General features: G+C 63.9%; 17 protein-coding genes. 16 read left to right on the top strand and 1 reads right to left on the bottom strand.

Translation table 11 applies throughout. From position 1 onward, the window contains the following. Positions 1–30: 30 nt before the first annotated feature. The 5 genes from FJ972_RS21990 to FJ972_RS21970 all read left to right on the top strand — a co-directional run bounded on the left by FJ972_RS21990 (position 31) and on the right by FJ972_RS21970 (position 5,022). The gene (locus tag FJ972_RS21990; RefSeq protein WP_140494716.1) at positions 31–927 is read left to right on the top strand and encodes a LysR substrate-binding domain-containing protein; all 897 of its coding nucleotides are present in this window, start codon (positions 31–33) and stop codon (positions 925–927) included. Positions 928–1,085: 158 nt separating this feature from the next. Next, positions 1,086–2,180 carry an ABC transporter ATP-binding protein gene (locus FJ972_RS21985; protein ID WP_140494713.1) on the top strand — a complete coding sequence of 365 codons (1,095 nt, stop codon included), beginning with the start codon at positions 1,086–1,088 and terminating at the stop codon, positions 2,178–2,180. 69 nt (positions 2,181–2,249) lie between these two features. Beyond that, the gene (locus tag FJ972_RS21980; RefSeq protein ID WP_140494711.1) at positions 2,250–3,362 is read left to right on the top strand and encodes an ABC transporter substrate-binding protein; all 1,113 of its coding nucleotides are present in this window, start codon (positions 2,250–2,252) and stop codon (positions 3,360–3,362) included. A gap of 16 nt (positions 3,363–3,378) precedes the next feature. Then, positions 3,379–4,212, top strand: a complete 834-nt coding sequence (locus FJ972_RS21975) for an ABC transporter permease (protein WP_140520724.1) — start codon at positions 3,379–3,381, stop codon at positions 4,210–4,212. 3 nt (positions 4,213–4,215) lie between these two features. Beyond that, on the top strand, positions 4,216–5,022 hold the full coding sequence (locus tag FJ972_RS21970; RefSeq protein WP_140520723.1) for an ABC transporter permease: 807 nt from the start codon (positions 4,216–4,218) through the stop codon (positions 5,020–5,022). Positions 5,023–5,067: 45 nt separating this feature from the next. Here FJ972_RS21970 and FJ972_RS21965 read toward each other — a convergent pair whose 3' ends face one another. Further along, on the bottom strand, positions 5,068–5,856 hold the full coding sequence (locus FJ972_RS21965) for a 2-keto-4-pentenoate hydratase (RefSeq protein ID WP_140520722.1): 789 nt from the start codon (positions 5,854–5,856) through the stop codon (positions 5,068–5,070). A gap of 256 nt (positions 5,857–6,112) precedes the next feature. Between FJ972_RS21965 and FJ972_RS21960 the strand changes: the two genes are divergently transcribed. The 11 genes from FJ972_RS21960 (at position 6,113) to FJ972_RS21910 (ending at position 16,687) form a co-directional block, all read left to right on the top strand. Further along, complete coding sequence (locus tag FJ972_RS21960; protein ID WP_140520721.1) at positions 6,113–6,520, top strand: DUF3168 domain-containing protein; 408 nt, start codon at positions 6,113–6,115, stop codon at positions 6,518–6,520. A 173-nt stretch (positions 6,521–6,693) separates the two neighbouring features. Next, positions 6,694–6,984 carry a hypothetical protein gene (locus tag FJ972_RS21955; RefSeq protein ID WP_140494702.1) on the top strand — a complete coding sequence of 97 codons (291 nt, stop codon included), beginning with the start codon at positions 6,694–6,696 and terminating at the stop codon, positions 6,982–6,984. A 72-nt stretch (positions 6,985–7,056) separates the two neighbouring features. Then, complete coding sequence (locus tag FJ972_RS21950; protein ID WP_140494700.1) at positions 7,057–7,722, top strand: response regulator transcription factor; 666 nt, start codon at positions 7,057–7,059, stop codon at positions 7,720–7,722. A 28-nt stretch (positions 7,723–7,750) separates the two neighbouring features. After that, entirely contained in the window at positions 7,751–9,139 is a 1,389-nt protein-coding gene (locus FJ972_RS21945; protein ID WP_281405698.1) for an ATP-binding protein, read from the top strand. A gap of 187 nt (positions 9,140–9,326) precedes the next feature. Continuing rightward, positions 9,327–9,764, top strand: coding sequence for a hypothetical protein (locus tag FJ972_RS21940; protein WP_140520719.1), 438 nt, complete (start codon positions 9,327–9,329; stop codon positions 9,762–9,764). 127 nt (positions 9,765–9,891) lie between these two features. Further along, positions 9,892–11,046 carry a c-type cytochrome biogenesis protein CcmI gene (gene ccmI, locus FJ972_RS21935; RefSeq protein ID WP_140520718.1) on the top strand — a complete coding sequence of 385 codons (1,155 nt, stop codon included), beginning with the start codon at positions 9,892–9,894 and terminating at the stop codon, positions 11,044–11,046. A 14-nt stretch (positions 11,047–11,060) separates the two neighbouring features. Then, the gene (gene ccmE / locus FJ972_RS21930) at positions 11,061–11,504 is read left to right on the top strand and encodes a cytochrome c maturation protein CcmE (RefSeq protein ID WP_140520717.1); all 444 of its coding nucleotides are present in this window, start codon (positions 11,061–11,063) and stop codon (positions 11,502–11,504) included. A gap of 29 nt (positions 11,505–11,533) precedes the next feature. Further along, complete coding sequence (locus FJ972_RS21925; RefSeq protein WP_140520716.1) at positions 11,534–13,525, top strand: heme lyase CcmF/NrfE family subunit; 1,992 nt, start codon at positions 11,534–11,536, stop codon at positions 13,523–13,525. Continuing rightward, the gene (locus FJ972_RS21920) at positions 13,522–13,989 is read left to right on the top strand and encodes a cytochrome c-type biogenesis protein (protein ID WP_140517973.1); all 468 of its coding nucleotides are present in this window, start codon (positions 13,522–13,524) and stop codon (positions 13,987–13,989) included. The genes FJ972_RS21925 and FJ972_RS21920 overlap by 4 nt, the downstream gene beginning before the upstream one ends. A gap of 136 nt (positions 13,990–14,125) precedes the next feature. Then, positions 14,126–15,670, top strand: coding sequence for a Do family serine endopeptidase (locus FJ972_RS21915; protein WP_140517974.1), 1,545 nt, complete (start codon positions 14,126–14,128; stop codon positions 15,668–15,670). Between the two features lie 342 nt (positions 15,671–16,012). Then, positions 16,013–16,687 carry a response regulator transcription factor gene (locus FJ972_RS21910; RefSeq protein WP_181165141.1) on the top strand — a complete coding sequence of 225 codons (675 nt, stop codon included), beginning with the start codon at positions 16,013–16,015 and terminating at the stop codon, positions 16,685–16,687. The last annotated feature ends 2 nt before the right edge of the window (positions 16,688–16,689 follow it).

Genomic DNA, 16,689 nt, shown 5'->3' with positions numbered 1-16,689 from the left:
TTCCCGGTTCGTGCAAATTCGGTTCACCTCTTGAGAATTCCATCGACGCAGGCGCTCCGCGCCCTCGACAGTTTCGCCCGTCATGGCAGCGTCTGGCGCGCCGCCGACGAATTGCACCTCACCCGCAGCGCGGTCAGCCATCAACTGCGCTTGCTCGAACGCGACCTCGGCTTCGATCTGCTGGAGCGCATCGGCAAGGGCGTGGCGCTGACACCGCGCGGCCAGCGCTATGCCGCGGACGTGCGCAAGGCGCTGACCGTGCTCGGCGACGCGGTGGCGCAAAACGCCGGCACCGGGGTCGGCGGCTCCTTCGCAGTCTCATGCACACCAGGCTTCGCCTCGCTGTTCTTGTGCACCCATATCGGCGAGTTCCGGCAGATGTATCCTGATGTGGCGCTGAGCATACTGACGCCCCGACGGCTCGACGACGTCAGCAATCCGGACGCCGACGCCTTCATTGCCTTTGGCGTCGGCAACTGGCCGAACCGCGTGGTGGAACTGCTGTGCGATATCTCGTTCACGCCGCTCTGCAGCCCGACGCTACTCAACAAAGTGGGCGGCTTTTCCAAGCCCGCCGACGTCCTGCGCGCCAACCTGCTGCATCTTGGCGATACGGAGGACTGGGCGCGCTGGCTGGCGCTGGCTAAGGTCGAGAACCCCGACACCGAGGGCGGCATCTTCTTTTCCGACATGAACCTCGTTTTCTCGGCGGCGATTGCCGGCCAGGGCATCGCCATGGGGGACGAGCTGACCAGCCGCCGGGCGCTGAGTGAGGGCCGGCTGGTCAAGCCGTTCGAGACCTCGATCCCGTCGCCGCGTTCCTATTTCCTGGTTTCCGAGCACGCCAAGGCGGGTCACCCTGTGCTGGAGGCGTTTGGGGGATGGTTGAGGTCGAAGCTATCGGAGAACAGGTTGCGGACATATTGAGATCAACTGATCTCCCCCAGGAGAGGTGAATTTCGCGGCTCCAGCGTCGCCGGCATTCGCCATAGATGAATCAAATTTGCCGATCAGGCGAAAACTATTCGGTTGCGGTGAGCCTTCGCGCTGCCTACGATTTCCCCAGCCACCAAGGAAGAGGCAGGATGCAGCAACCCGGCCGGGCCGCAGAGATCAAGGCGAACGGGATCGGCAAGAGCTTCGGCTCGTTCCGTGCGCTGGACAATCTGACGCTCAATATCGGCCGCGGCGAGTTTTTGACGCTGCTCGGCCCCTCCGGCTCCGGCAAGACCACCTTCCTGATGATCCTGGCCGGCTTCCTGCAGCCCAGCGAGGGCCGCCTGTTCAGCGACGGCGTCGATATTACCGACCGGCCGGCCGAGCAGCGCGCCGCCGGCATGGTGTTCCAGGGCTATGCGCTCTTCCCGCATATGAGCGTCGAGCAAAACATCGCCTTTCCCCTCAAGGTTCGCAAGAAATCTGCCGCCGAGATCAAGCGTAGCGTCGGCGAGATGATAGAGCGCGTCGGTCTGCTCGGCCACGAGAAGAAGCTGCCGGCGCAGCTTTCCGGCGGCCAGCAACAACGCGTGGCGCTGGCCCGCGCGCTGGTGTTCGAGCCGGGCGTGCTTTTGCTCGACGAGCCGTTCTCGGCGCTGGACAAGAGCCTGCGCGGCCAGATGCAGGCCGAGATGAAACGTCTGCACCAGGAGACCGGCACCACCTTCGTCTTCGTCACCCACGACCAGAGCGAGGCGCTGGCGCTGTCCTCGCGTGTCGCCATCTTCAACCATGGCAAATTGTTGCAGGTCGGAGCGCCTGACGAGGTCTATGACCGGCCCGCCAACCGCTTCGTCGCCGAGTTCCTGGGCGAGATCAATATGCTGCCGCTGAAGGGCGTGCGCGTCGCCGACCATGGCGCGACCGCGCTCTGCGAAGACCGGGCAATCAAGCTGCGCGGCAACGCCGAAGCAGTGGATGGCAATGCCATCCTGGCGATCCGGCCAGAACATATGTCGATAGCGCGCGAGGCGGCGGCAGGCGAGAACGGCATAGCTGCCACCGCGATCGGATCGACCTATCTGGGCGCGGCGACCAAACTCGACCTTACGACACGCCAAGGTGCGAAGGTGACCGTCTCTGTGCCGAACGAGGTCGCGGCCGCGGCGCTCAGCAAAGGCAATTCCGTCTGGCTGACCTGGCCGGCGGAAAAGGGTTTCCTCCTTCCGGACGGAGGGCAATGAGCACCGGCGCGGCCTGAATTCGCCGCACCGGATTCCGGATTCGATCAACGAAAACAAAGGGGAACTAACATGAACGATACCAAGAAACAGGCCATCGAAACGCTCTCCGAAAGGACAAGGCGCGGTGAGATCTCGCGCCGGCAATTCACGCAACTTGCAGGCCTCGTGCTTGCCGGCACGCCGCTGCTGCTGCGCTCGACCAAGTCCTTCGCCGCCGCGAAGGAACTGGTGCTGGTCAACTGGGGCGGCGACGCCATCACGGCTTACGACGCCGCCTATGGCCAGGCTTTCACCAAGGACACCGGCATCACCGTCAAGATGGATGGCTCCGGCCCGACCGAAGGGGCCATCGCGGCACAATTTAAAAGCGGTGCGCCGACCTGGGATCTTGTCGACGTCGACCCGTTCTCGGCCATCACACTTGGCGCGCAAGGCATGCTCGAGCCGATCGACTACACAATAGTCGACAAGAAGAAGATGCGGCCGGGTTTCGGCTGGGATTACGCCGCCTCGACCTATTTCTTCTCCTATGTGATCGCCTATGATTCGCAGAAATACGGCAGCAATGCCCCGACCGGCATGGCCGATTTCTTCGACGTGAAGAAATTCCCCGGCAAGCGCTCGCTCTACAAATGGGGCGTGTCGAGCTGGGAGGCGGCTCTTCTCGCCGACGGCATCGCGCCGGCCTCGCTCTATCCGCTCGACCTCAAGCGCGCGCATGACAAGATCGCCGCGTTCAAGGAGAACGTCGTCGCCTATTGGGGCGGCGGCGCGGAAAGCCAGAGCGTGTTGCTCAACGGCGAAGCCTCGATGGCGATCGTCTGGTCGACGCGAGCCTCGCTGATCGAGCAGGATTCGGGCGGTCAGATCAAGTTCATCTGGGACCAGGGCCTGATTTCGCCCGGCGCACTGGCCGTGTTGAAGAACAACCCCGGCGGCAAGGACGCGGCGATGAAGTTCATCGCCAGCGCGCAGGACCCTGCAAAGCAGCTTGTCATGTTCGACAAGCTCGGTCAGGGCCCGGCCAACCCGGCTGCCGACGCTCTGGTTCCCGCCGACAAGAAGCGCATCAACCCGGTCGATCCCGAGAACATGAAGAAGCAGATCCCGCTCGACATGGACTGGTACGCCAAGAATTACGGGGCGGCCCTGGACGAATATACCAAGATCATCTCCGCCTGACCGGCGCTGGGCTGACATGAGAGGCGTTCTCTCGGATAGGATGGGCGCGGCGCTGCTGATGGCGCCGCTGCTCCTGTTCCTTGGCCTCGCCTATGCCTGGCCGTTCCTCGGCGTGGTGAAGTGGAGCTTCACGCTGCCGACGCCGGGACTTGGCCAGTACGGCGCGCTGATAACCGACCCGCTGGTACAGTCGGTGTTCGTCCGCACGCTGCGCATCGCGGCGATCGTCACCATTGTATCGGTTGCCGCTGCCTACGCCATCACCGTGGTCTGGGTGCGCGGCAGCCCGGCGCAGCGGGTGCTGGCCGAATTCTGCATCCTGGTGCCGTTCTGGATATCGGTGCTGACGCGCGCCTTCGGCTGGGTGGCGCTTCTCTCCAACCGCGGCCTGATCAACACCTGGCTGCAGTCGATCGGCTTCATTGGCGAACCGCTGACGCTGGTGCGCAACGAATTCGGCGTCATCGTCGGCATGACGCATTTCCTCATTCCTTTCGCCGTCTTTCCGCTGGCGTCTTCCATGCGCAGCCTCGACGAGCGCGTGCTGCTCGCCGCGCGCGGGCTGGGTTCCAGCCGCATGCGCACCTTCTGGACGGTGTTCGTGCCGATGACGCGCTCCGGCATCATCGGCTCCGCGCTGATCGTCTTCGTCTTCTCGCTCGGCTTCTTCGTCACGCCGGCGATCCTTGGCGGCGGCCGCAGCGTCATGATCGCCGAATTGATCTATCTCCGCATCTTCCAGAGCCCGGACTGGGGGCTGGGTGCCGCGATCAGCGTGGTGCTGGTGCTGTTCGTCGGCATCCTGATGGCGCTGCTTTTCCGCTACGTCAGACCGAAGCAATTGGTGTAGCCTATGCCGACCTATCGCCCCGGTCCCGTCTCGCTTGCCCTCGCCGTCCTGGTGGCGCTGTTCCTGCTCCTGCCGCTGCTGGCCGTGATCCCGGTGTCGCTGACGCCGAGCCGCATGCTGGCGATGCCGACCGGCGAATTGTCGCTGCGCCACTACCGCTCGCTGGTCGAGGATCCGCGCTGGCTCCAGTCCATCCTGCTCTCGATCAGGATCGGCATCGTCAGCAGTGTCATCTCGACGGTGCTGGCACTGTGCTTCAGCCTTGGCGTGTGGATGTTCCAGCCGCGCTTCACCGCGGCTCTGGTCGGCTTCGTGCTGTTGCCGATGGTGGTGCCGCCGGTGGTCTCGGCGGTGACGCTCTATTTCCTGCTCACCTCGATCTCCGGCGTCAGTTCCTTTTTCGGCTACGACACCTGGCTGGGTGTGGCCATGGCGCATTCGGTGATGACGGTGCCCTTCGCCACGGTGCTGATCCTGGTCTCCCTCAGCCAGCTTGACCGCCGTATCGACCTCGCAGCGCGTGGCCTTGGCGCCAGCGTCTGGGAGCGCGCCACGCGCATCATCATGCCCAACATCAAATTCGGCATCGTCACCGCGGCACTGCTGTCCTTCGTGCTCTCCTGGGAGGAAATCGGCGTCACGCTGTTCATCACCTCGGTCAACGCCATCACGCTGCCCAGGTTGATGTGGATGGGTCTGCGCGACAATATCGACCCGGCGATCGCGGCACTTTCAGTGATCCTGATCGTCATCACCGTGCTGGTGCTTGCAGTGCGCAGCGTTGTGGTGCGGCTGCGTGGAGGACAATGACCGGGGGCCTGTCTGCCTCAGGGGATTGTCACAGGGGTAAAACTGCTAGCAGAAGCGCACCGAGACCCGGCCGAACCTGCCCAAATCGCCGATGACTTCGTCGCCGGCCTCGACATTTATCGGCGTCACGCAGGTGCCGGTTATCACCACTTGCCCCGGCTGGAGCGTTATGCCCAGCCCCGACAGTTCGTTGACGATCCAGGTCAGCGCAACACGCGGATCGCCCAACACGGCTGCTCCTGATCCGATATGCTGCGATCTTCCAGAGACAGAAGCGGCCACCGGGTGCTTCGCGAAATCTACGTCACGCCAATCGTCTTCCGCCGCCTCGCCGATGACGAACAGATTGGCGCAGGCATTGTCGGCGATGAGCTGCGGCGCGCCGACAGCGCAGAAATCGTCATAGCGGGAGTCCGGTATTTCGATCGCCGGATGCAAACTCGCCACGGCGTCCACTACATCACCGATTTCATAAGGCGCCGGGCGAGGCGGCAACTGACGGCCGAACCGGAAGGCGAATTCGATCTCGGCGACACGCATCTTGCTTGTCGCCAGGGAAACGGAGCCACCGACCTCGACCGCCTTCTCGGCGAGGAGGCGCCCGGCCATCGGGCCGTCGACGTTGATATGCCGCTGGCCGGCCAGGCTGGTTGCCGCGATCTTCCAGCCGAAGAGCGGAGCCACTGAGCGATCCATGACGTGCGACTGGATGGCGTAGCCTTCGGCCCGCGTCTTCGGCCGCAATTCCTCGGGTATGGCGTCGAGGCGGGTGCCCTTGTCCCAATGGCCTACCAGGAGGCGCGACGCGGCCCTGGCCTTTTCTGGATCGAGCATGATCAGCTCCTGAAATTAGGAAATGCGGCGCTGCCGGGCGTTGCTGATGCTTGCGGTTCGCAAAGGGTACCCGCTATTCATCGTCGCTGACGAGATTGGCGGGAAGTCGTATTTTCGAGATCATCGACATTCATCATCGTGACAACGAATCGGCAATCGTGTTCGTTCGGTAAATGGCTATATATGGCAAAGCGTCTGGAGTGCGGAAGAGCTTCTGGCGAGCAGGGTCGATAGCGCACCGGGTGAGGGAGAAACGATGACGGCGCCCGGCGATTTGCAACAGGCACTGTTTCTGAGGCTGAAAAGCGATCCGTCCCTGTCGGCTCTGCTGGGCGGCGCCGGACTGCGCGAACAACCAACCGACAACGTCGCCTTTCCCTACGTGACATGCGGCCAGACCTGCGCCTTTGACTGGGACACCGGCGCCGAGAACCGCGACGATCAACTTATTACGCTGCATGTCTGGTCGAAGGCCCATGGCGAAGCCGAAACGCGGGCCATCATGGATGCCATCGAGGCGCGCCTTGCCGACGCGGTGCTGGAGGTCGGTGCTCGCGGCCAGACACGCCTGTCGCTCGAATTCAGCGAGGCGCGGTATGAGGAGGAACTGCTTGTCCATCACGGCCTGCTGCGTTTTCGGGCGCTGACCCAGGAAAACGCCTGACGCGCGCTTTCAATATGAACGAAACGGAGTCTAGACTGGAACTTCATGGGTTTCATCGGGTTGGGCGGTGAAATCTCAATTTGTTTGTCTCGCATTGCAGGGGTGGCGAGCATGGTTTCAGCGGCGATCACCGTTCATTTCACGTTCAGCGCCGATGCGTTACAACGCTGGCCATGAGAACGCTTCGCTCCCATTTCCGAACCGCGACCCTGGCGCTCTGCGCCGGGCTGCTTGCGGTGCCGGCAAGCGTTGCGCCGGCAGCCGCGCAGGATGAATCGATTGTCGTGGCGGCGGCCGACTGCTACGCGATCGGCCAGCAGGTGGCCGAGCAGAATGGCGGGACGCTTGCCAAGGCCTCGCAGTCGACGCGAGGCGGGCAGCCGGTCTGCGTCATCGTCGTGCTCGTTCCGGGCAAGAACGGGCAGCGTCCGCGCCGCTCCGAGATCGTCGTCCCGCAGAACTGACCCCCGTCGTTTCCCAGGCCGGCGGAATCGGCCTATAGCTGAAGCAATCGGTCAACAGGCAGTGGTCTTCGCATGCGCGTACTGGTCGTCGAGGATGACAAGGATCTCAACCGGCAGATATCGGATGCGCTGGTCGACGCCGGCTATGTCGTCGACCGGGCATATGACGGCGAGGAGGGCCATTTTCTCGGTGACACCGAGCCCTACGACGCGGTCGTGCTCGACATCGGCCTGCCGCAGATGGACGGCATCAGCGTGGTCGAGCGCTGGCGGCGCGGCGGCCGCAAGATGCCGGTGCTGATCCTGACCGCCCGCGACCGCTGGAGCGACAAGGTCTCCGGCATCGACGCCGGCGCGGACGACTATGTCACCAAGCCGTTCCACATCGAGGAGGTCCTGGCGCGGGTCAGGGCGCTGATCCGCCGCGCCGCCGGCCACGCCTCATCCGAACTGACCTGCGGGCCGCTACGCCTCGACACCAAGGCCTCGAAGGCCGATGTCGCCGGCGTGCCGTTGAAGCTGACATCGCATGAGTTCCGCCTGCTTGCCTACCTGATGCATCACATGGGCGAGGTCGTCTCGCGGACCGAACTGGTAGAGCATCTCTACGACCAGGATTTCGACCGCGATTCCAACACGATCGAGGTGTTTGTCGGACGGCTCCGCAAGAAAATGGGCATCGACATGATCGAAACCGTGCGCGGCATGGGTTATCGCATGCGTGAGCCGGAGGCGTAAGGCGGAACCGCTCCCTACCAACCCAACCGTGAGCAAGCGGCTCTCGCTGCGCTTGTGGCCGCGCTCGCTGACGTTCCGCGTCATCGCCTTTTCCACGGTCTGGGCGATCCTGACCCTCATCGTCATTTTCACCCTCATTACCACGCTGTACCGCCAGGCCAGCGAGCGCGGTTTCGACAGCCTGCTTTCTGCGCATCTGTTCAACCTGATCGGCTCCATCGGCATTTCCGATACCGGCGCGCTCACCGGCGCTCCGGATCTCGGCGACCTCCGCTTCTCGGAACCGAATTCGGGCTGGTACTGGTCCGTCGAACCCGCTTCGGAAGGCGTGCACGGCAATCTCCACTCATCGTCGATGACCAGGACGATCCCGTCGCCCGATGTGGCGGACGTTCCCTTCAACGCCAATTTCCAGCGCAGCTACGCGGCGCAAGGCATCGATGGCGAGGAGTTGGTCGTGTTCGAGAGCGAATTCGTTCTCGATGCCAAGAACCGCGCCGCCCGCTTTCGCGTCATGGGCAACAAGACCGAACTGGAACAGGAGATCGCCACCTTCCAGCGCCGCCTCCTGACCTACCTTTCCCTGTTCGGCGTCGGCATGATCGCCATCAACGCCATCGCCATCCTGCTCGGCCTGCAACCGCTGCGAAGGGTCAGGGACGCGCTCGCCATGGTGCGCGAAGGCACCGCGCAAAGACTTGACGGCCAGTTTCCAGCCGAGATTGAACCGCTTGCCAACGAAACCAATGCCTTGATCGAGAACAACCGGCGTATCGTCGAGCGCTCGCGGACTCAGGTCGGCAATCTCGCCCATTCCCTGAAGACGCCGCTGGCGGTGCTGCTCAACGAGGGGCGGGCGCTTGGTGGCGCCAAGGGGCAACTGATCGCCGAACAGGCCGCTTCCATGCAGAAGCAGGTCGATCACTATCTCCAGCGCGCCCGCGTCGCGGCGCAGCGCGACAGCGTCGTCTACCGCACGCCGATAGCGCCGTTGGTGCAGCGCATGGTCAGGGTCTTGCAGAAGCTCAATCCGCAGACCAACCTGTCGTTGTCGCTGCCGCCGATCGAGATCGTCTTTGCCGGCGAGCGCGAGGACCTCGAGGAGTTGCTCGGCAATCTGCTCGAAAACGCGATGAAATGGGCGAAGAGCGCGGTTTCGGTTTCCGTCGTTCCCGTGGGCGACAAGGACGACAACATGTTCGAGATCGCCATCGAAGACGACGGACCGGGCATACCCGAGGAAAAAGCGCGCGAAGCGTTGAAACGCGGACGACGCCTGGACGAGACCAAGCCGGGCACGGGTCTCGGCTTGGCCATTGTCGCCGACCTCGTCAACGAGTATGGAGGCATACTGCTGCTCGAACGGTCCGGCATGGGCGGATTGAAGGCGGTAGTGCGATTGCGGAGCCTTCAGTGATGCCTTTCCCCGGCCGATCGACATTGACGGACTGGGCATGTTATGGCGGCGCACCGATTGGCTCCGTAGCCGGCCCAACGGCCAAATTTCCGACAAATATCAACATTATAGGCTCGCCGACTTCTCCGATGACGCGGCCCCCGGCTCATCCATGACAGGCTCCAACTCAAGAAAACCGGTTGTTGGCATGAAGATTCGCGTCGCGCTTGTTTCCGCATTGATGGCCGTTTCCGGCTGCACCACCTTGGGCGGCAAGGCTCCCACCATCGCTGCGACGCCGGCCTCCACGCCACCCAGCAGCGGCAAAGTCGCCACGACGATCATTTCGGCGATGGGCGGCGGCCTCATCGGCGGGTCGGTCGGCAGCGGCCTTAGCGAAGCCGAGAAGCGCAGCGCGCTGGAGGCTGAATACAAGGCGCTCGAATACACCACGAGCGGCCAGAAGGTGACGTGGAAGGGCACCCAGGCGTCCCGCTATGGCGAAGTGGTTCCGGCTCAGCCCTACCGCGTCGGCTCACAGGACTGCCGCCAGTACACGCAGACCGTCTTTACCGGCGGGGCAGGCGTCACGGCGCGTGGAACGGCTTGCCGCAACGCCGATGGCAGTTGGACGCCGCTCACCTGACAGGCTAGCCGGTCCATTTCGGACCCGGCCGGTTGATGTCGATGAAGGATATGCGGCGCGCCCGCCGTCAAAGCGTCGCAGTATGCTTGTGTTGGCAGGGCAAGGCTCTGCCGTTATTGGAAGAACCATGCTGTTCTGGGTCATAGCCGCAATCCTAACGCTGGGCGCCAGCCTGGCGGTGCTGCTGCCGCTGGCCGGTGGCGCCAGGAGCGCGTCTTCGAGCGGCGAGCACGATCTGGAAGTTTATCGCGACCAACTGTCCGAACTCAACCGCGACGCCGCCCGTGGCCTGATCAAGCCTGCCGAAGCCGATGAGGCGCGCGCCGAGATCGCCCGGCGCATCCTTCGCCTCGACAATGCGGACCAGACCGGCAGCGCATCCGTCGGACGTACATCCGTCGCGACGCGGCTTGTCGCCACCGCGGCCGTGCTGGCGGTGCCGCTGGTCAGTTGGGGCCTCTACATCAACATAGGCTCGCCCGATCTGCCCTCGCAGCCGCTCAGCGAGCGGCTGGCCAAGAATCCGGCCGACAGCTCGGTCGACGAACTTGTGGCTCGCGCCGAAGCCCATCTTGCCGCCAATCCGTCCGACGGCAGGGGATGGGACGTGCTGGCGCCGGTCTATCTGCGCATGCAGCGCTTTTCCGACGCGGTCGCCGCCTATCGCAACGCCATTCGCCTCGACGGCGACAGCGCTGTTCGCCGGGCCGGTCTCGGCGAGGCGATCGCCAGCGCGGCCGGCGGCATCGTTTCGGCGGATGCCCAGGAGGCCTTCGAGGCGGCCCTGAAACTTGACCCGGCCAATGCCAAGGCCGGCTTCTACCTGGCTATGGCCTTGGCGCAGGAGGGCCGCAGCAAGGAGGCGGCCGCGGCCTGGCAGGCGATGCTGGGCACGCTGCCGAAGGATTCGCCATGGCGCGGCGCGATCGAGCAGGCGCTGGCCAAGTCCGATAGTTCCGGCGCCGGCAATGCAGGCGTCGCTTCGAGCGAGCCGGCAAACGGACCGACCGCGGGCGATATCGATGCCGCTTCATCGATGTCGCCGCAGGACAGGGAAGCCATGATCAACACCATGGTCGCCGGGCTCGACGAGAAGCTGCGGCAGAATCCGCGCGACCCGGAAGGATGGATGCGGCTCGTTCGTTCCTACATCGTGCTGGGCAAGGCCGACCAGGCGCGCGAGGCGCTGAGCCGAGCTATTGCCGTCTTTGGAGCCGACAGTGACGAAGCCAGGAAATTCACCGCTTTTGCCGCTTCGCTCGGCCTGACGGCGACGCAATAGGGCTGGACCGGACAATGACACGCAAACAGAAACGATTGTCGGTGATCGCGGGCGGCCTGGCCTTCCTCGGCGCCGCCACCGGCCTGACATTCTATGCGCTCGGCCAGAAGGCGTCCTATTTCTACATGCCCGCCGATCTGGCCACGGCGACGGTGCAGCCGGGCCAGCGCATCAGGCTGGGCGGCCTGGTGGAAAAAGGCACGATCCAGCGCGGGCAGGGGGCGACAGTGGCGTTTTCTGTGACCGACACCCATAAATCGGTCAAGGTCACCTATACAGGCATCCTGCCTGACCTATTTCGCGAGGAGCAGGGGGTCATCACCGAGGGCACGTTCGGCCCGGATGGCGTCTTTGTGGCCGACAGCGTTCTGGCCAAGCACGACGAGCGCTACATGCCCAAGGAAGTGGCCGATGGGCTGAAGGCCAGGGGCGTTTGGCAGGAGAGCAAGAGTGAATAGGCAGGCTCGATATAGCCGGGTTGGCGATCATGGTTGAGACCGGACATTTCGCGCTGGTCCTGGCCTTCGCGCTGGCGCTGGTGCAGACGGTGGTGCCGCTGTTTGGCGCCCGCACCAACAATCAGCGCCTGATGGCGGTCGGCGCTCCTGTCGCGATCACCGGCTTTGCCCTGACGGCGCTGTCCTTCGCCGCACTGCTCAGCGCCTATGCGAGTTCCGATTTCTCGGTCGCCAGCGTCTGGGAAAATTCCCATTCGCTGCAGCCGATGATCTATAAGATCACTGGAACCTGGGGCAATCACGAAGGCTCGATGCTGCTCTGGGTGCTGATCCTGACCTTTTTCGGTGCGCTGGTCGCCGCCTTCGGCTCCAACCTGCCGGCGACGCTACGCGCCAACGTGCTTGCCGTGCAGGGTGCGATCGGCGCGACATTCTTCCTGTTTATACTGGCAACGTCCAATCCCTTCGCCAGGCTTTCGCCGGCGCCCATCGAAGGGCGCGATCTCAATCCCATCCTGCAGGATCTCGGCCTCGCAGTGCACCCGCCACTGCTCTATCTCGGCTATGTCGGCTTCTCGATCTGTTTCTCCTTCTCGGTAGCCGCGCTCATCGACGGACGCATCGATGCGTCCTGGGCGCGATGGGTGCGGCCGTGGACCCTGGTCGCCTGGATGTTCCTGACCGGCGGCATCGCCATGGGCTCGTACTGGGCTTATTACGAGCTCGGCTGGGGCGGCTTCTGGTTCTGGGATCCGGTCGAGAACGCCTCCTTCATGCCCTGGCTCGCGGGCACCGCGCTGCTCCATTCGGCCATCGTCATGGAAAAGCGTTCGGCGCTGAAGATCTGGACGCTGCTGCTCGCCATCCTGACCTTTTCACTGTCGTTGCTCGGCACCTTCCTGGTGCGTTCGGGCGTCCTGACCTCGGTGCATGCCTTCGCCACCGATCCGACGCGCGGCATCTTCATCCTGTGCATACTGACGCTGTTCATCGGTGGATCATTGACGCTGTTTGCACTGCGGGCCTCGAGGCTGACGGCCGGCGGCCTCTTTCATCCGGTTTCGCGCGAAGGCGCGCTGGTGCTGAACAATTTGTTCCTGACCACGGCCACCGCCACCGTACTCGTCGGTACGCTCTATCCGTTGGCCGTCGAGGCCCTTTCGGCCGACAAGATTTCGGTCGGCGCGCCGTTCTTCGACCTCACCTTCGGACCGCTCATGGTGCCGTTGCTGGCCATGGTTCCGTTCGGGCCGCTGCTGGCCTGGAAGCGCGGCGACGTCTTCGCCGTCGCGCAGCGCCTGATGGCAGCTTTCGCGGCGGCGCTTCTGGCAACGCTGGTCACCGCCCTGTTCATCAACGGCGCTTCGGTATTCGCAGCCCTTGGCGTGGGTCTTGCCGTCTGGCTGATCCTCGGCGCTCTCACCGACCTCGCTGTCAAGGCGGGGTTCGGCAATGTGGCTGCGAGGGTCATGGTCAGGCGCCTGCTCGGCCTGCCGCGCTCGGTCTTCGGCACAGCGCTTGCCCACCTCGGTCTTGGCCTGACCACGCTTGGCATCGTCGGCACGCTTTGCTTCGGCACCGAGAAGATCCTGTCGATGCATGCCGGGCAAACCGTCGAATTGTCCGGCCACACTCTGCGTTTCGTCGGGCTCCATCCGGCGCAGGGACCGAATTACAGCGAGGATCGCGGTCGCTTCCAACTGATCGGCGTCGGCGGCAGTCCGGTTGGCGAAATCAGCTCGGCCAAGCGCTTCTATCCGGTACGCCAGACGACGACGACGGAATCAGGCATCAGGACGATGGGCCTTTCGCAGCTTTACATTTCGCTCGGCGACGAGGGCAATGACGGATCGGTCGTGGTGCGCCTGTGGTGGAAACCGCTGGTGACGCTGATCTGGGGCGGCGGCCTGGTCATGATGGTTGGTGCGGCCATGTCGCTGATGGACAGGCGCCTGCGCGTCGGCGCACCCTCGCGCCGCCGCAAGCAGGCCGGCGCCATGAGCCCCGCGGGCCTGCCATGAAGGCGAAGTTGTCCATCGCGTCGCTCGTGATGGTGCTGGCGCTGTCCTTTGCCGGCACGGCGCTGGCGGTGAAGCCCGACGAGATGCTTGCCGATCCGACGCTGGAAGCGAGGGCGCGAGCGCTGTCGGAAGGGCTGCGCTGCATGGTCTGCCAGAACCAGTCGATCGACGAATCCGATGCCGACCTTGCCCGTGACCTGCGCGTTCTGGTGCGCCAGCGCCTGGTCGCTGGCGATACCGACAAGCAGGTGATGGACTATGTGGTTTCGCGCTACGGCGAGTTCGTGCTGCTGAAGCCGCGCTTCGACCTGCGCAACGCTCTGCTTTGGGGCACGCCGGTGATCCTGCTTTTGGCCGGCGGCCTGTTCGTCGTGATCAGCGCGAGATCGCGCCGGACACTGGCGACAAAATCCCTCTCCGCCGACGAGCGGGCGGCACTGGAGGCGATCCTGCGCCGCGATTGAGCGCAGGCGGCGATCGTTCGCCAACATTACCAAAGTTTCATGCGTCGGAAATGGCGTCGTAATGTACGCCGCTCTAATTCTCTTCCTCAGGATGCCGACAAGGCGCGTCCCTTCGAAAAAGAGGATACGAGACCCCATGAATATTGCCCCCAATTCATATTCCCGCACCCGCAAGCGTCTCCTGGCTGCCGTCGCTTCCGTCGCCGTTGCCGGCGCGATCGGCGTTGGCGCATTGACCAGCGGGACCAGCCCCGTTCTGGCCGATGCCGTGCGCGTCGAGGCGCCGCAGGTCCCCAGCTTCGCCGATGTCGTCGAGCGCGTTTCGCCCGCCGTGGTCAGCGTCAAGGTCAAGGCCAAGGTCCAGCCCACCGCCGATGACGGCTCCGACGGCCAGGACGGTTTCGACAATTTGCCCAACAATCCGCAGCTGCGCCGCTTCTTCAAGGAATTCCGCGGCTTTGGCGATCAGGGCGGCCAGAACGACGATGGCCACCGCCGGTTCGGGCATCGTGACCGCGGTAATGGCGAGCCGCGCCCGGTGGCTCAAGGGTCGGGCTTCTTCATCTCCGAGGACGGCTATCTCGTCACCAACAACCATGTCGTCGAAGAGGGCACCGCCTTCACCGTGGTGACCAATGACGGCAAGGAACTCGACGCCAAGCTGGTCGGTACCGACCCGCGCACCGACCTCGCGGTGCTCAAGGTCGAGGGTGGCGGCAAATTTACCTATGTCGACTTCGCCGACGACTCCAAGGTTCGGGTCGGCGATTGGGTCGTGGCCGTCGGCAACCCCTTCGGTCTCGGCGGCACCGTCACCGCCGGCATTGTCTCGGCGCGGGGCCGTGACATCGGCGCCGGTCCCTATGATGATTTCATCCAGATCGACGCCTCGGTCAACCGCGGCAATTCTGGCGGCCCGACCTTCAACCTCAGCGGTCAGGTGGTCGGCATCAACACCGCTATCTTCTCGCCTTCCGGCGGCAGCGTCGGCATCGCCTTCGACATTCCTGCCTCGACCGCCAAGCAGGTCGTCGAGGATCTGATGAAGAGCGGTGCCGTGCAGCGCGGCTGGCTCGGCGTCGAGATCCAGCCGGTCACATCAGATATCGCCGAATCGCTCGGCCTGAAGTCCAACAACGGCGCACTGGTATCCAGCGCACAGGACGACGGCCCCGGCAAGAAGAGCGGCATCACCGCCGGTGACGTGATCACCCAGGTCGACGGCAAGGATGTTGCTTCGCCGAAGGAGCTCGCCCGCCTGATTGGCGCCTATTCGCCGGGCAAGTCGGTTGACGTCACGGTCTGGCGCGACGGCAAGAGCCAGAGCGTCAAGGTGGAACTCGGCAAGCTGCCTTCAAGCGACAAGCAGGCCTCGGCCGACGACAAGCCTGCGGCTCCGGCTAAGGCCGATACGCTCGCCGATCTCGGTCTGACCGTCACCAAATCCGAGAACGGCAAGGGTTTGGTGGTGACCGATGTCGATCCCGACAGCGATGCCGCCGACCGTGGCATCCAGCCGGGCGACATCATCACCGCGGTCAATTCGATGGAAGTCAACGGCACCGACGACGTCACCAAGGCCATGGACGAAGCGGTGAAATCCGGGCGCAAGGCCGTCCTGATGCAGATTACCCGCGACGACAACAACCGCTTCGTGGCGCTGCCCGTCGCCAAGGGCTGACAACGACTTTTCCAGTGCGGCGGTTTCAAACACCCCCGAGCCGCCGCACGGGAAGTATGGAGCCGAGCACGTTAGTCAGTCCTCGTGCTCCCCTCCGGCGGCAGCGGGCTTCCCATCGCCCGCTGCCGCACTCACCCCGCGGGCCATGCGCTCAGGCTGAGCGAACAAGCGGAGCGCTTTGGTGGCAACGGCATGCCGGCAGCATGCTGGGACAGTAACACCAGAGAACCAAGACTTTATCGCGCGCGGCCTGGATCATCTTGATCGCGACGCGCTTTGGCGAAGGCTAAAATGCAGATGCCGGCTACTCAATCTTCCAGCGAAATCGCGTATAACGGTCCTATGAAGATTCTCGTCATAGAAGACGATCGCGAGGCTGCGGATTATCTGCAGAAAGCCTTTACCGAGGCCGGGCACACCGCGCATGTCGCGGGTGACGGCGAGACCGGCTTCGCGCTCGCCGATGCCGGCGACTACGACGTGATGGTCATCGACCGGATGATGCCGCGCCGCGACGGCCTTTCGGTCATCGCCGGCCTGCGCTCCAGGGGGAACGCCACGCCGGTACTGATCCTGTCGGCGCTGGGCGAGGTCGACGATCGGGTCACCGGCCTACGCGCCGGCGGCGACGATTATCTGACCAAGCCCTATGCCTTTTCCGAGCTGCTCGCCCGCGTCGAGGTGCTGAACCGCCGGGCCAGCGCCAAGGAAGCCGAAACCGTCTACCGCGTCGGCGATCTCGAACTTGACCGGCTTTCGCATTCGGTCAGGCGCGCCGGACGCGAGATCACGCTGCAGCCACGCGAGTTCCGCCTGCTTGAATATCTGATGCGCCATGCCGGTCAGGTGGTGACGCGCACCATGCTGCTCGAAAATGTCTGGGATTATCATTTCGATCCGCAGACCAACGTCATCGACGTCCATGTCTCGCGACTGCGCGGCAAGATCGAAAAAGGCTTCGACAAGCCCATCCTGCATACGATTCGCGGCGCCGGTTACATGCTTAGGGCCGGTTAGGC

It is taken from the genome of Mesorhizobium sp. B2-1-1 (assembly GCF_006442975.2).
Taxonomy (GTDB): domain Bacteria; phylum Pseudomonadota; class Alphaproteobacteria; order Rhizobiales; family Rhizobiaceae; genus Mesorhizobium.
The sequence above is the reverse complement of the archived record's forward strand: the minus strand, read 5'-3'. Positions and strand labels throughout refer to the sequence as shown.